General features: G+C 57.5%; 11 protein-coding genes and 1 pseudogene. 1 reads left to right on the top strand and 11 read right to left on the bottom strand.

Annotation, left to right across the window (positions count from 1 at the left end; all coding sequences use genetic code 11):
- The 7 genes from tssG to DDA898_RS06900 all read right to left on the bottom strand — a co-directional run bounded on the left by tssG (nucleotide 1) and on the right by DDA898_RS06900 (nucleotide 7,328).
- Complete coding sequence (tssG, locus tag DDA898_RS06925) at nucleotides 1–1,014, bottom strand: type VI secretion system baseplate subunit TssG (RefSeq protein WP_038912465.1); 1,014 nt, start codon at nucleotides 1,012–1,014, stop codon at nucleotides 1–3.
- Nucleotides 978–2,744, bottom strand: a complete 1,767-nt coding sequence (gene tssF, locus DDA898_RS06920) for a type VI secretion system baseplate subunit TssF (protein WP_038910669.1) — start codon at nucleotides 2,742–2,744, stop codon at nucleotides 978–980. The genes tssG and tssF overlap by 37 nt, the downstream gene beginning before the upstream one ends.
- A gap of 2 nt (nucleotides 2,745–2,746) precedes the next feature.
- A complete protein-coding gene (gene tssE / locus DDA898_RS06915; protein ID WP_013317140.1) occupies nucleotides 2,747–3,178 on the bottom strand; it encodes a type VI secretion system baseplate subunit TssE in 432 nt (143 codons plus the stop codon).
- Between the two features lie 6 nt (nucleotides 3,179–3,184).
- A complete protein-coding gene (gene tssC, locus DDA898_RS06910; protein WP_013317139.1) occupies nucleotides 3,185–4,663 on the bottom strand; it encodes a type VI secretion system contractile sheath large subunit in 1,479 nt (492 codons plus the stop codon).
- 31 nt (nucleotides 4,664–4,694) lie between these two features.
- Nucleotides 4,695–5,198 (bottom strand): type VI secretion system contractile sheath small subunit, encoded by a 504-nt coding sequence (gene tssB, locus DDA898_RS06905; RefSeq protein WP_013317138.1) that lies wholly within the window; start codon nucleotides 5,196–5,198, stop codon nucleotides 4,695–4,697.
- 799 nt (nucleotides 5,199–5,997) lie between these two features.
- Complete coding sequence (locus DDA898_RS23090; protein ID WP_152490673.1) at nucleotides 5,998–6,210, bottom strand: hypothetical protein; 213 nt, start codon at nucleotides 6,208–6,210, stop codon at nucleotides 5,998–6,000.
- On the bottom strand, nucleotides 6,171–7,328 hold the full coding sequence (locus tag DDA898_RS06900) for a M20 aminoacylase family protein (protein WP_038910668.1): 1,158 nt from the start codon (nucleotides 7,326–7,328) through the stop codon (nucleotides 6,171–6,173). Before DDA898_RS06900 ends, DDA898_RS23090 begins: the two co-directional genes overlap by 40 nt.
- A gap of 427 nt (nucleotides 7,329–7,755) precedes the next feature.
- Between DDA898_RS06900 and DDA898_RS06895 the strand changes: the two are divergent.
- Nucleotides 7,756–7,989 (top strand): annotated as a pseudogene (locus DDA898_RS06895) (SymE family type I addiction module toxin); the annotation flags it as partial.
- Between the two features lie 77 nt (nucleotides 7,990–8,066).
- Here the strand turns inward: DDA898_RS06895 and DDA898_RS06890 are convergent.
- From DDA898_RS06890 to DDA898_RS06875, 4 genes are read right to left on the bottom strand one after another with little or no spacing between them, the layout of a single operon-like run.
- Nucleotides 8,067–8,387: a DUF7716 domain-containing protein gene (locus tag DDA898_RS06890; RefSeq protein WP_038910667.1), complete on the bottom strand. Its 321-nt coding sequence runs from the start codon at nucleotides 8,385–8,387 to the stop codon at nucleotides 8,067–8,069.
- A 1-nt stretch (nucleotide 8,388) separates the two neighbouring features.
- On the bottom strand, nucleotides 8,389–13,401 hold the full coding sequence (locus DDA898_RS06885) for an RHS repeat-associated core domain-containing protein (protein ID WP_159077858.1): 5,013 nt from the start codon (nucleotides 13,399–13,401) through the stop codon (nucleotides 8,389–8,391).
- Nucleotides 13,402–13,420: 19 nt separating this feature from the next.
- Entirely contained in the window at nucleotides 13,421–14,338 is a 918-nt protein-coding gene (locus DDA898_RS06880; RefSeq protein WP_038910666.1) for a DUF4123 domain-containing protein, read from the bottom strand.
- Nucleotides 14,335–15,303, bottom strand: coding sequence for a DUF4123 domain-containing protein (locus DDA898_RS06875; protein ID WP_038910665.1), 969 nt, complete (start codon nucleotides 15,301–15,303; stop codon nucleotides 14,335–14,337). The genes DDA898_RS06880 and DDA898_RS06875 overlap by 4 nt, the downstream gene beginning before the upstream one ends.
- Between the last annotated feature and the right edge of the window lie 3 nt (nucleotides 15,304–15,306).

The raw sequence follows: 15,306 nt of genomic DNA, 5'->3' as shown, positions 1-15,306 counted from the left end.
TTACTCCTGCACACAAATCGTCACATACGGGTCGGCGGGTGGCTGCCCGAGAAAGCTGCTCCATCCCAGACGGCTGCTCTGGTCATCGCCCAGCCGCAGCCCTCTGGCCTCTCCTTCGGCGAAACCGAGGCGCAGGTCCCAGGCCAGTTGATCACGCAGAATGAAGGAAACAAAACGCACCAGCGGCTGAAAATGCTCGCCGTTGGGCAGGAAACTGAGAAAACGGCCGAAGCTGAGGTTATCCACTTTGAGCAGGAATTTGCCGGCGCAGTCATTCACCTTGTCGCCGATGACAAAATCCCCGCCCAGCACGCTGTTGGCGCGCCCCAGCCGGTTTTGCTGGTCTTCGAAAATCGGTACTTTGCGGTGCTGCCAGGCGATGACCTCTACGTCTTCAAGGTCAAAGCAGTGAATAACCAGACCGGCCACCACTTCCGGCGAACGGCTGGGGCTGGCCAGCAGGCCGGCGTAAGACAGCATCTTGGCCCGGTTGACCGGCAGGCTGTCGCGCACCGCGTCGTTGCCGAGCCCCACCAGCGCGAACATCAACCGGGAAAAACCGTCTTCGCCGTCATTCTGGAAACGGACGTGGTAGCGGTATTTGCGCCAGGCGCGGTGCAGCAGCGTCAACAGCCGATGGTGGAAAAAATCGAGAAACACGCCCAGTTTTTGCTCGCCCTGCGCGTACTCCCACGCCAGTTCTTCGAGGTAATACCCCGGCATCGGCGACTGGCTGCCGTGCAGCCCGAGAAACGCCACTTCCAGCTCCTGCCGGCCGTCACGATCTTCGCCCACCCGCAGCACATCGCTGGGGTGAAAGCCAATCGACGCGGTAGAGCGAAAGCGAATGCGCTCCAGCTCCGGCCGGAAATCGAGCGCCTGCTCCAGGTCGACGCCTTCCATCTGGTTGAGCAACTCCACCAGTTGGAAAAAGTTGAAGTGGCGCGCGTCCTGGCGAAACATCGCCTGATCGGGCATTACATCATCGAGTGCTGACCTATCTGCACCGGCCATCGGTAGCGCTCCTTGTTATCGATGTTGACCACTTCCAGCAGATGGAAGGCGTTGACGCTGGCGTACAACGAAAAGAAATGCGCCAGCACGGTGCTGAACAGATAGAGTTCGCCTTCACTGGAGAACGCCGACTGCCGCACCGACAAGACCGACTTGAGCCCGCGCACCGGCATCCCCTGCACCAACCGGTCCACCGGCGTGGTTTCAATCGTCTCGATCCCCGCCAGCCGCTTGCGCGACGCCTGCTCCGCCTGCTTGTCATGCAACGCCGGGAAGTCGTAGGTACGCAGAATCTGCACCAGCGCATCGCGGCGCAGCAGCGACACATAGTTCAGCGACAGGTTGGAGATCAGCGTCCAGTGCAGGCTGCCGTCGAGCGCCGGCCGCAGCGGACGGCTCGGTCGAATCAGGTTGCGGAAAGTGGCGAAGGACGGCGAACTGCCGGTCGGCACGCAGATGGCGCCCACCGGCAACTGCGCCGCACGCGAACGGTTGGTACAGGTCAGGCTGACCGAAATGGATTCATCAAGATCGATCACCTCTTTCTCGTCGCCGCGCACAAACGACAGCAGGTGATCGAAACCGTCGCCGCTGACCGCTTCACGCACCCGGATGCGGTAATACAGCGCCAGACGCCCTTTGGCCCGCTCGATTTGATGCTGGAAACTTTCGAAAGGCTGATAGAGCCGCGGAATGCCGCGCGAGCGTCCGCTGTTGCCTTCCACCCAGCCTTCCACCTTGTCGATGGAGAAAATTTCGAAACTGTCGGCGTGGCGATAGCTGGCTTTGAGCGGGTAATCGGTCTGGCGGCCGTCCAGGTTGATAGGTTCGCTGTCATGACGGAACAGGTTGATGGCCGGCACGCAGTTGAGCATGAACGAATCCGGGCGGATTTTCAGTTCCGCCGGCAACGGCCGGTCAAAGCAGAAGTGCAGTTTGAAATCCGTCACCATCAGCGGCTGGTTAGGCCAACTGGCGCCGGACAGCTGGAAGAACAGAAAACTTTCCGGAAAACAGAAGTACTCCTGCAGGATGCGGTAGCCGGAGTAGACGTTGCCGGGATACGGCAGCATCGCGTCTTCGCGCTCGAAGCCGACGGTTTTCAGCACATTCGCTTCCTGACGAAAGCGTTTACCGTCAATTTCCAGCTCAATGTGCGATAACTGACTGGCGATCCAGAAATAGAGTTCATAGGCGGTATAGCGGTCGCCGCCCAGGAAGAAACGCAGTTTATCGAGCTGCAGATCCCCCAGCGACAATGGCCCGTGCAGGCCGATATCCAGCGTGATGGCGGACATGTCGTTGCCGCTTTGCGCGTTGATCTGGCGGATATCCGCCGGGTAGATCCAGGCATCGTGGCAGGTCTGAAAATGGCACACCACATCGTCGATCGGCAGGCTGTCCAGCTCGCAGCCGCGCGACACGAATGCCGGTTGCGCGATGGCGCCGGGCAGTACCGAAAACTGCATGATGGTCATGCTGGGCACCGGGCGCAAATAGTTCGGCCACAGCATGCCCAGCAGGCCGTGCGTCAGCTCCGGAAACTCATCCTCGATCTTCGCCCGCAGGCTGCCGGTCAGAAAGGCAAAACCCTCCAGCAACCGCTCGACATCCGGATCCGTGGTCTGTTCTGACAAAAATCGGGTAAGTTCAGGGTGTGCCTTGGCGAATTCGCGCCCCTGCAGGCGCAAATAGGCGAGCTCATCCCTGAAGAAATGTTCCAGCGACATAATCACATCATTCTGTAATGGCGGTGGCTGTCCATATGAATATTGAAGGAGGTGACCTGCTCCAGATCTTCCAGCCGCACATGTGCGGTGACCTGAAACGACATCTCCAGCGGATTGGACAGATAGTCCGATGCACTGACGTCCACATGGACAATTCGCGGTTCAAAGCGGCAGATACACTGTCGGATCGCTTCACGGATCTTGCCCCGAATGTCCGCGCCGCCCTGCGTGGCGTCATTGAAATCAATCACGCCAAGCTCGGGTGCGCTGCGACAACTGCCGGGGCGCGTATTCAGCACCTGATCGAGCTGGCGTTTCACCGACTCGATCAAGTCTTCCAACTCCGTTTCGGGAGAGGAACGGCGCTCCTCTCCCCGGATACGATCAAACAGGCTGGCCGCGGATCCCCGCTCCCAGGCAGAGAGCGACGGCATCAGTCGTTATTCCTTATCCAGACGCCCAACCAGGGACAGTTCAAAGTTCGCCCCCATGTACTTGAAGTGCGGGCGCACGGCCATGGTCACCTGATACCAGCCCGGTTCGCCTTCTACGTCCAGCACCTTGATCTGGGCGGCGCGCAGCGGGCGACGGCTACGTACGTCTGCCGGCGGGTTTTCCTGATCGGCGACGTACTGCTTGATCCAGTTATTCAGCTCGCGCTCCAGATCCTGACGCTCTTTCCAGGAACCGATCTGCTCGCGCTGCAATACTTTGATGTAGTGCGCCAGACGGTTGATGATGAACATGTACGGCAGCTGCGTACCCAGTTTGTAGTTGGTTTCCGCCTCTTTACCTTCTTTGGTGTTGGCGAATACCTTGGGTTTCTGCACCGAGTTGGCGGAGAAGAACGCGGCGTTGTCGCTGTCTTTGCGCATGGTCAGGGTGATGAAACCCTCTTCGGCCATTTCGTATTCGCGGCGGTCGGTGATCAACACCTCGGTCGGAATCTTGGCCTGCAACTGGCCCATCGCTTCATAGACATGCACCGGCAAATCGGTGATGGCGCCGCCGCTCTGCGGGCCGATAATGTTCGGGCACCAGCGGTACTTGGCGAAGCTGTCGGTGATGGCGGTACCCATCAGATAAGCGGTGTTGCCCCACAGATAGTGTTCGTGGTTAGCGCTGATGTCTTCCTTGTAATTAAACCCTTTGATCGGGTTTTCTACCGGGTCATAAGGCAGACGAGCCAGGAAACGCGGTGCCGTCAGGCCCAGATAACGGGCATCTTCCGACTCGCGCATCGAACGCCATTTAGTGTAGGCCGGGCCTTCAAACACCGATTTCAGGTCTTTGATGGACGGCAGATCGGTAAAGCTGTCCACGCCGAAGAAGGTCGGTGCGACGGAGGAGACGAACGGCGCGTGCGCCATGGCGCCTACCGCGCTGACATACTGCATCAGCTTGATATCCGGCGAACTCTGGGTCAGCGCGTAATCGCCGATCACCCCGCCGATCGGCTGGCCGCCGAACTGGCCGTAGCCGCTGGAATAAACGTGTTTGTAGAAACCGGACTGGGTGATTTCCGGTGCGAACTCAAAGTCCTCCAGCAGCTCGTTTTTGGTAGCGTGCAGCAGCAGGATTTTGATGTTTTCGCGGAAATCGGTGCGATCGATCAGCAGTTTCAGCGAACGCCAGGAGGATTCCAGCTCCTGAAGTTCCTGCGCATGCAGAATCACGTCGATCTGCTTGCTGAGTTTCTTGTCCAGCTCAACGATCATGCTGTCGACCAGCGCCTTGTTCACCGGCTCGGCCGCGTTACCGCTGTCCAGAATGTTGGCCACCAGCGCGGCGATCCCCTGCTTGGCGACGTTATAACCTTCATCCACCGGGGTGATGCGCGCCTGCGCCATGATTTCTTCAAGCAGCGACGATGAACCACCGGCCGCGCCTGTCTGGGCCTGTTCTTCAACCATTGACATGTTTGTTTCCCTTCTCGTCAGTAACAATCAATTATTCGGCGGGTTTCACCAGATCCAGCTCTTTGAGCAGCTGCGCTCTGGCCTCTTCGCTGGACAACAGATCCTGCAGGCGATTACGGAAAGCGGGAATATTACCCAACGGCCCTTTCAGCGCGACCAGGGCTTCACGCAGTTCCAACAGTTTGCGCAGTTCCGGCACTTGCTGGGCGATGCGATCGGGGGAGAAATCATTCAGCGAAGCGATGCTGAGTTTGACGGGAAGGTCATCCTGGCTGTCTTCTTCCAGACGGTTAGGTACGCTGAAATTCAGCTCCAGGTTGGCCTCTTTCATCACCGAAGTGAAGTTGTTCTTGTCGATAGACACCGTTTGACGTTCTTCAATCGGCGTTTCTTCTGTGCGTCCTTTCATATTTCCCACCACCATCAGCGTAAGCGGCAGTTCAATTTCCGCCTGCTGACCACCAGTGGCCGGGACATATTTGATATTAATACGTTCCTTTGGTGCGACAGATGCACCGTCAGTTCCTTTTGCCATATGTCAATACCAACGTGAGGGCACCCTGGCCCGAAAAAATAAGGTCGAATCCTACTGAACGACCCGCCAGAATCCATGACAGACCGGGCTGTTCAGCGAACAAATAGGCTATATCCTTCATACTTCAAGTTGCAGGTGTGTTGGCTGCTCTCATTCACCCCGGTCACTGACTTATGTAAGTTCCCGGGGGTCATTCGGTTGCCGCCTTCCTGCAACTCGAATTATTTTGGATATGTTTGTTTTTCGACCGACGATATGCACGAAATAGAACCCGCCGCCTCGGCGCATTCACTCAACGCATTCTTAAACCGTATGAAATCAGTAAGCCAATAAAAAACGACAGAACTGTATTCAAAATGTGTAGATATATTTCTGCTTCGTTCGCCAATCATACACATAACGCTGACACGTGGTCAACGCTAATATACTTTTGATATCCGCAAGCTCCAAAAAATAAAAAATTATCATATAAATCAATATTTTATAAAAATAAAACAACCAAAAAAGACATATTGTTACCAGCAAAACAGTGACATAAACCTGCGTTGCAATTTTCCAAAAAACGGGTATTTTTGGCCCCTCTAATTTCGTTATATTTTAAAATAATTATTCAGCTAATTACTTTCAGGAATAAATCTATTTCTTATATGGAATATTTACATGACGCAAAAATGATTATTTTCATACCAGAGCATTACGTAAACGAAACATTTCATCACTATTTATGTCATGAAAATAAAATAAAACGCCGGGTCATCGTTCAATTTAAAACCACATTGTATGGCGGTTCCTCGTTGAATCAACGGAAAAAACGCTCGCCACCACTCTGGCAACAGAATTTATAGGAAACGGTTTCTGTTTTATTATTCCCAATTGCAATTTGAATCAAGAAAAAATAAAAATCATACTTTAAGGAAAAATAGTTTCCATTAACGTCAATTATTCCCGCCATCCAACGCAGACCGGAAACATTTACCCCATCGGCAACCGGTTTTCCACCAACGCCACCCACATAGCGGCACCATGTGGAATCAATGCGTCATTGAAGTCGTAGCAGGCATTATGCAGCGGACGGGATGGCGTCTCGCCATCGGCTCCTAACCAGAAATAGGCACCGGGACAGTGCTCCAGCATGCAGGCGAAATCCTCGGACGCCATCGAAGGCGCGATTTCCCAATGTACCTGACTCGCGCCAAATGTCGTTTCCGCCACCTCGCGCACCACCTGCGCCGCTTGTGCGTCGTTTTGGGTAACCGGGTAGCCGGGGTAATAAGCAATGGAGCCAGTGACGCCGAAAACTTCGGGAATTTGCGCCACAAACTGCGCAATCAACGCCTTCACCTGCTCGCGCACCGAGGCTTGCAGGCAACGCAGCGTGCCGCGCAGCACCACTTTTTCCGGAATGACGTTGATGGCCTCGCCGCCGGCAATCTGCGTGATACTGATCACCGCAGACGACTGAGGCGACAGGCGTCGTGAAGGGATAGTTTGTAACGATAACACCAGTTGAGAGGCGGCCATAATCGGGTCGGCGCCGTTTTCCGGCATGGCGGCATGGCAACTTTTGCCGATCAGCACGATTTCAAACGAGTCCAGCGAGGCCATCATCGCCCCGCTGCTTAGCCCGACATGCCCAACAGGCAGCCCCGGCCAGTTATGCAACGCATAGATGTCATCCATTGGAAAACGGGTAAACAACCCCTCTTCCACCATGCGTCGCGCACCACCCAGATTCTCTTCCGCCGGCTGAAACACCACGCGCACCGTACCGCTAAAACGACGGGTTTCACTAAGATGGCAGGCGGCGGCCAGCAACATGGCGGTATGCCCGTCGTGACCGCAGGCATGCATAACGCCGGAACGCTGGGATTTATAGGTAAGATCGCTCAGTTCGGTAACCGGCAGCGCATCCATATCGGCCCGCAGCCCAATGACAGGACCAGGTCCATTCTCCAGCGTTCCCACTACGCCGGTATCCGCCAGCCCGGTATGCACCTGAAAACCGAAAGTGGCAAGCAACGTCGCAACCATCTCGGACGTCTGACGTTCGTGATAGCCCAGTTCCGGATTGGCATGCAGTTTGCGCCGCCATTCAACGGCCTGCGCAATCAGCGCCGGAGAAATCCCCATACGCATCCTCCCGTTGATTCACATCAGGGCCCACCGCCTGATATACCGCTCCCTCTGTTCAGGAATCGCCACAGGGAACTACCTACTCTACTCCAGCAGCCCTCATGAACAAAGGCATGCCCGACAAGAATGCGCATGGGATAGCGTCAATGCGCGCTATGTCATCCTTCCATCACCGTTATCGGCATTATCGCCGACACCTTACACCGGTTCCGGATGGCTGACTGTCCCAAATACCGACCAAAATCCAGGAAATAACAGAAAAAGAGGGATCAATCACATCGCATCAACAGGGTTCATCATCAGCTGACAAAGGAGGAGGATGGTTATGCATGGCTTTACGTCACGCAAAACGCGGGTATAGAGCGTTACTATACTGTGGCTGTGGGATTGTGGTGCTGTGGAACTAAAACGGGTGTACTTATAGTACCGCAACAGGTTGATGCTGACCCAGCTGGACGATAACACCGATATCGCCGCGCTGGTGGCCGAACTGGACGGCAGCGACACCGACGGCGCGGACTAGGTGGGCGACAACGGCGAACTGACGCTGGCAGGCGACTGGCTCACCCAGAGCGGCTTACTCACCCCGCCGCTCAGCATTGAAGCGCTGCCAGGCCGGATCATGCTCCGGGCTGAACCGGGCGCGGTGCTGGAGTAATAGCGCTGACAGCTAAATAGAAAAAAGCCGGAAGGATCGTTGGATCACTTCCGGCCTAATTTCAGCATTATTAGCGCTTATAATTTAATAAAAGCATCATTTTCGAAGTAATATATAAATGCCTTGAATAAATCCTCATCTGACACATTATTCTTCTGAAGATTTGCATTATTAACTATGCCTTGTATTGATTGGATTCCCATGACATACCTGTACCCGGCATCTTTAACTACATCAGGATCTTCATCTGGATCATCTGAATCTACGTCATCGGGATCTTCTACCATAACTAATGAATCTAAACCCCAAGATGAAACATCCTTAGGTAGATATAAAGCTAAACGCCAATCAATATTTCCAGCATCACTTAATACTTCTCTTAGATTTTTCTGAACCATTTCATCGTCCTCCGCCCCAATTATACATTCCTCCTTTTCCACCTGGATGTAAGGTTTCTTGAACCACTCCGGGAGCCTGATGCTGAGATAAAGGTACTAATTGCATCACTCCAGGTTTCTCAGGATGGTGATGCCACGTCAAATCACTTATAGGTGAGCGTCTTGGATACGCACCACGAGGTCCTGGCTTAACCCCATCGGTGATTCCTGGATACATACCCTCCATACTTTTCGCAAAGCTCGGGTCAGCCTGCATTGCCTCATGTAGCTTTTTATTTGCATCTTGGAAATGAACTTTATCAGAGCGACCAGGATAAAATTGGTCATCGATCTTAGTTTCGTAAGCTACTGAATATTGAGAACTCTTAAGCGGTCTTCCAGAGGCATCTCTACATACAGATTCAGCCAGCCCAAGCGGATCCACCCACTCCATCGGGTTATGCACATACCCCTGCGGCCTCAGCCCCCCAGCCAGCCCTATCGGGTCCGCCGAGATATACTGCCCCAGCTCCGGGTCGTAGTAGCGGTGCCGGTTGTAGTACAGCCCCGTTTCCGCGTCGTATACCTGACCCTGATAACGCAGCTCGCAGTACACCTCTTCGTTCGCCGCATCACCCAGATAACGCCGTAGCGGGATCGGGATTTTCTCTTCCCGGTGCGGTCCCCACAGTCCCTGTTCGCCACGCCAGTGCACTTCTCCCGTTTCGCTGCACAGCTCCCGCGCCGTCCCCGTCAGGTCCGCCACGATATAGTGCAGCCGCGTCTGACCCGCCTGCTCCTCCACCTGCGCCAGCGGCCGGAAACTCCCCGGCTCGTACACCCACTGCACCGCACGCGCCACGCTGCCGTCAACACGGTACTGCGTCTGACCCGACAGCTGGTCACCGTCCCACCGGTACGACACCCGCGCTACCGCCTGCGCCGACGGCACCTGGCCCTCGCGCACCTTGCTGACCCGCCGTCCAAACGCGTCGTAACCATACCGCCACCGCGCACCGTCCGGCAAACTCACCCGCACCAGCCGGTCCTGCGCGTCCCACTCAAACCGCGTTTCCTGCGGCCTGAAGCCGGGACGGTTTTCCCGCCGGCTCACCAGCCGGCCGCACGAGTCGTACTGATACTGACGGCCGCCGCGCTGCGTTACCCGGCCCGCCTCATCGTACCCCGACGACGACTGCACCGCCGCGTTTTTTGCCGACAGCCTTCCCGCGCCGTCCGGCGCTATCGCCGACACCTCGCACAGGTTCTGTTCGCTGTCGTAACCAAACAGCCGCGCCTGCCGCTGCCTGCCCTGATCGCGACGCTCCGCCGTCACCTGCCCGGCGCCGTTCAGCCGGAACGCCTGCTCGCCCCAGTGGCTGTCCGTGATGCCCGTCAGACGGTCCAGCACGTCGTACTGGTAGCGGCGCTCCAGCACCCCATTTACCCCGTCCAGCGCCTGGCCCGACAGCAGCCCGGTGGCGCTCCACTCGTGGCGCAACACAAAGCCTTCGCCATTGCTGCGCCGCTGTTCATACCCCGACGCCGTGTGGCTGAACGTCAGCGGTTGATGCGAGCCGATGCTCAGCGTGGTCAGCCGACCGCCCTGCCAGCCCAGACTCAGCGACGACAGCAGCCCTTCCACCACCGACCGCTGCCCGCCGTCGTCGTAGCCGGTGCGTACCTCTTCGCCGTTTACCCGCTCCGACACCACCTGACCGGTGCGGTTATACGCGTACTCCACCACCGCGTCCGGGCTTGCCGCCTTCAGCAGCCGGCCCGACAGGTCATATGCAAAGGTCGTCGCGCCTTCACTGGCACCGTCCGCACGGCTGGCCTGTATCTCGCTCAGGCGGCCGCCGACGTCATACCCATACTCCAGCCGGCTGCCATCCGGCGCGATGCGCCGTGTCAGTTGGCCCGCCACATCGTAGTCGTAACGGTACACCCGGCCGTCGTAATGTCGCTCCTCGCTTAATCGACCTGCCGTATCAAACCGGTACTGCCACACCTGACCCTGACTGTTGGTCACCCCGGCAAACTCCGACTCCGCATTGTAATGATAGCGGACGGTCGCCCCCAGCGGGTCGGTCGTTTCCAGCAGGTTATCAAACGCCCCGTAACGGAACAGGTAGCGCTGCCCCAGCGCATCCGTCACCGAGGTCAGGTTGCCTTCACCATCGTAGCCAAAGCGGGTTTCGCTACCGTCTTCATACACTACTTTCGACGGCGTGTTGCGGCCACCTTCATAATCCCAGCGCCGCACCTGCACGCCCTGCTCGTGCGCGATGTGTCGCGCCGTCAACCGGTCATGACCATCGTAGAAAAAGGTCACCGCCGGCGCCTCGCCCGGTTCCAGCCGTTCCAGCAACCCGCGCCGGTTGTAATGATAACGCTGCTCGCGGCCATCCGGCCCGGTTACCGCCGACAACAGCCCCTGCGTCGTATACGCATGATGCCAGCTCCGCCCCTCCGGATCGCTGGCCGTTTCCACCAACCCCTGGGCATTGCGGGAATAATGCCAGGCGTTGCCCAGCGGGTCGGTATAAGCCAGCAACTGACCGTCATCGTCGTAATCGTAACGGTGTACGCTCCCGTCCGGCAGCGTCACCGCCGTCACCTGCCCCCAGTCGTTACGCTGATACTCGGTGCGCCCGCCCAGCGGGTCAATCTCCGCCGCCAGTTGGTTGTCCACCCACTCAAAACGGTGTTCCCCGCCGTCCGGCTCCCGGCGCAACAGAATATTGTTACGTGCATCGCGCACATAGGTCGTCACTCCGCCAAAACCGCTGTGGTAGTGGCTGGTGAAGGCGTCATCGTCGTAACGAAACGCGCCCGGCCAGAACCCCTCCGCCGTGCGGTCACGCAGCGCGCGCCCCGCGGCATCGTACTCGTGCTCAACCCAGGTGTGCGCCAAATCCGACCAGCGCAGCAACCAGCCCTGCGGTGAGTACTGATAGTCGAAATTGCGCCCTTCCCCCGCCCGCACGCTCAGCAGATGACCTTGTGCATCGTACTGATAGCTGGACAGCGTTTTCAGCGGCTGGCGATGCTCGTCGCACAACGTCAGTTTGACTATCCGCCGCCGCTGCGTTTCTACATGCACCAGACGGCCATCCGGCAGCACTATCCAGCACAGTTCAGCGCGATCCCACAGCAGGGTAATCCGGTTGCCCGCCCGGTCTTCAATCGCGCTGAGGCACAGTTGCAACCCCAGCGCATGCTCAAAGCGATAACGCAAGCCGTCCACATGTTGCAGCACGAGCTGCCCCTGTTGACGCGCCAACCGCCACTGCGGGCTGGACGGCGCGCGGCTAAACGCCCCCTCTTCAGGCAGCACGAACACCGCCTGGTTGAACTCGCCGTCGGTCAGGGTAGCGATGCCGTTTTCCAGCTCCAGGCTCATATCCCAGTTGGTGCGCCACAGCGCCCCTAACAGCCCCGGCTTCCGCTCCCCGCCTGAACGGTAATAGCGCTTCATGGATAACGGCAGCAACCCCGTCAGCTCAACGTCGGTGCGCCAGTCCACCACGTAACCGGTCGCCATATCCACCGGCTCGCCTTCCCCCTGGCACTTATCGCTGCCAGCTTTGCACGCGTTGTCCTCTTCCCCGGCTTTTTTCTGCTGCGGAGCGTGATCCGGTTGCTCGCCCTTATTACTCCCGGCGCTAATGTCCTCGGTTTCTTTCGACGATGTGCGCCGTTTCTTTTCACTCACCGCATTTGTCGGCTTTCCGTCATCGGCCTTGGTTATTGAATTGTCGGATTTTGGGGTAGCCGGTTTGGCCGCCTGGCTTTCAGCATGCGCCGGCGCTTTTGGCGCTTCGGCGGCTTTAGCGATGCTGCCCTTCGGCCTGGCGCTGCCGCTCACGCGGGTGATGACCTTGCCGATAAACTCATTGAATTTGGACTCAATGTAGGCCAGCGCGCTGTCGTATTTGGCGATCAGCTTTTCCAGCGCGGTGATCATGGCGCTGAAGCTGTCTTTCATCAGCGACACAATCCAGTTGTTTTTCAGCTTCGACTCGGCCAGCACCTGTTTGAGCGCCGCGTGAATCTTCAGCAATAGCGCTTTAGCTTGCGCGCCGTAATTTCGCAGCTCGGCGCGCAGTTTGGTCAACCCTTTCACCAGATTGCCGTCCGACAGGCTGCGGATAGTCCTGATGGCGAACTGCAGCTCTTTCGGCGTCCCGACCTTGAGCGCCCGGATAATCGCCCGTCCGCTGACCTTCAGCGCATCGCCTAATCCTGGAATCACCCCTATCGCACACAGTGCGCCTTCGGCGATATGCAGCGGGTCTTCGAGCCTGGCCGGCTCCTGGTAAGACTGCCAGCTCCACTCGCCGATCGAATAGACATCCATCGCCTGCCCGACCACCGGAATGAAGCCCAGCGCGATTTCACAAAACAGCATCAGCGCCGCGTTGTCATCCCCGCCTTTGTCCGCCACTTCCGCCGCCAGACTATGATGAATTTTGTTAATCGCCTGTTTTAGCTGTCGGCTGCCGCGGTTGATGCGCTTATCCAGCTCCCAGAAACGGTCATAGGATTTGCGGTACTCCTTGGGAATGGAGGTAAAAATCCCCGCGCCGTCGACATCCACATGCCGATCGCTGCTGTCATCCGCGTCGTAGGTCACCAATCCCTGCTTGCGCAGCAACAAAAACAGCGTGAAATATTCTCCCGCCAGCGTCGCATAAGCCGGATTTGACTGTAATACCGGGTTGTTTTCCACGGTTTCACGGGGTTTGAAATCGTCGGAGCCTTCATCCAGCATCAGCTCAAACGTGCCGCATCCCATGTCGTAAATTTTGCATAACCCGTTGGCGTCGGTTTTGCCGTGGATTTCCGTCTTGTTGCTATCAATCAGGATGAACGGCGCGTTAGGCACCGGTTTCCCGGAGTCATAGTGGTAGTGAATCAACACTTCGCAGCCGCATTTGGCGCAACCGCCTGAGATTTGGTTATCCGTGGCAAAATTCTGATTGGCTGCGTCTTCACTCGACAGCAGCGTCGCCTTTTTATCCTGACTCATGACAAGTCATCCTTTTTCGTTATGCGTCGTCCAGTTGGTCAATCGCCGCCTTATACAGGCGATCCATACGGTTTTGCGCGCCGATGTACTCCGGCTGCGCCAGAATCGTCTGCGCCCACGGCTGGTGGATAAAGGCCGGTTCCAGCTCGGTGGCCAGCGCCAGATAGCGCACGATATCGCGGTCGTTATTAAATCCCTGAATACGGGCCTGTTCGGTCTGCTGACGGGTGAAATTCAGCAAGGCGTCGTCATCGCTCGCCTGCCAGCACTGGTGATGCGTGCGGAGATGCGCCATGTAGCTGTCCAGCGCCTGACGCGTCGCCGGCGCCAGCAGCGCCAGCCACTGCGCCTCGCTGAGCGAGCGCGGCAAGGTATCGGGCGGGTTGTGGGCGGTTCGTTCGGTTAGCGTCAGGCTCTGTACGACACCATCGGGCGCAATATCGCAGAAGGTAGCGATCGGGCCGTAGATCGCGGTGGCTTCCTGTGCCGAACTCGCCGTCAGTAACGGGGTGATCACCTCCCAATCGCTGATGCGCAGAATAGCGCTGTCGCCCTCCTGAGTAGCGACCAGGCTCCACTGCCGCAGGTGTTTTACCAGCTCCAGCAGTTGGTCGAGCGGCGAGTAAGCCTGCATAAACCAGTCGAGTTGAACTCCAATCCCCCAGCCTGACTGCGTCAACAGATGTTCGCGCACCTGCGGCCAGTTGGCCGGATGGACGGGAATACAATAAGGCGAGACGGACGCATGAACCTGTCCGGTTTCACCCCAGTACAGACGGGTTTGCTCCAGACTGCCGCCCCAGCGCTCCGCCAGCCAGGGAACCGCATCGTTCAGCGCCGCTTCGGCGACCACGAAGCACCCGCCTGTAGCCAGTCGCGCCTGCCAGGCCGCTTCCGTTTCCGGTTGCAGACGCAGAAAAGAGTGAGACAGCGTCACGGCATAACCTCCGTCGTATCCGGTAATTCGCCCCGCATCCAGCCGGGCCGGTGATAATGAAGGCGAACGTCTTCCACCTGGGCGGAGTCGGATTTAAAAATCCGTATGCTGTCGCCCAGTGAATAACGCTCGGTCAAATGAATAAAAACAGGGTGATGATAAAACTCGCTGCCGATTACCCAGCGGTGGGCCGACCAGGCTTCGCACTCCGTTTCCGAGGCGAGCGGATACCAGTTGCGGGCCAACGTAATGCCGCTGAGAAAGCGACTTTTCACCACTTCGACATCCAACTGCATCCAGTGCAATGTGCCGGCATACAGAAACAGCTCATTCGCCAGTCGGTGCAGACGGTTATCGTTGGATAACCGATAAAACTGGTCGCGGTTCAGGGTAATCAGATAGTCGTCATGGGTGGCTTGCGGCACCGGCTGCGCCTCATGTTGGCCCACCAGCGCTTGATAGCGGCAGGGAACGCTGAAGTCGTCTTCCGCCAGCGGCAGATACAACCCCGTCAGCGGCCCGATAAACGCCGCCTGTTCCTCGCCGCTCAGCGTTTGCCACCACAGCCGCAGCACATCCGGTACGTAACTGCGCAACTGCGCCAGCGTACCGTCCGGGTAGCGACAGCGCAGACGTTGCTGCCAGAAATCAGCCACTGGTGTCAGCGACTGCTCGCTATGCATCAACATCACGCCCTGATGGCGCGCGGGCTGCGTATCCGCCAGCCAGTGCAGCAGCGTTTCCCCCGGTCCGCCCTCTTCCACCTGCACCACCATCGGCGCCCAACGCTGCCAGTCGTCGCCGGCACCCTCAAAGCGCAAGCGTTGCCATATCTGCGCCGCTCGCGGCTGAAACGCACGCCAGAAATCCGGCAATGCCGGATAACGCATCGGGTCGACAATCGCATACAGCGGCAGCGAGCAACGCTGACTGAGTTCAAACAGGGTATAGCCCGTTATCGTCATTAA

This window comes from Dickeya dadantii NCPPB 898 (genome assembly GCF_000406145.1).
Taxonomy (GTDB): Bacteria; Pseudomonadota; Gammaproteobacteria; order Enterobacterales; family Enterobacteriaceae; genus Dickeya; species Dickeya dadantii.
Note: the sequence above shows the minus strand (reverse complement) of the source record. Positions and strands in the feature narration are given on the sequence as shown.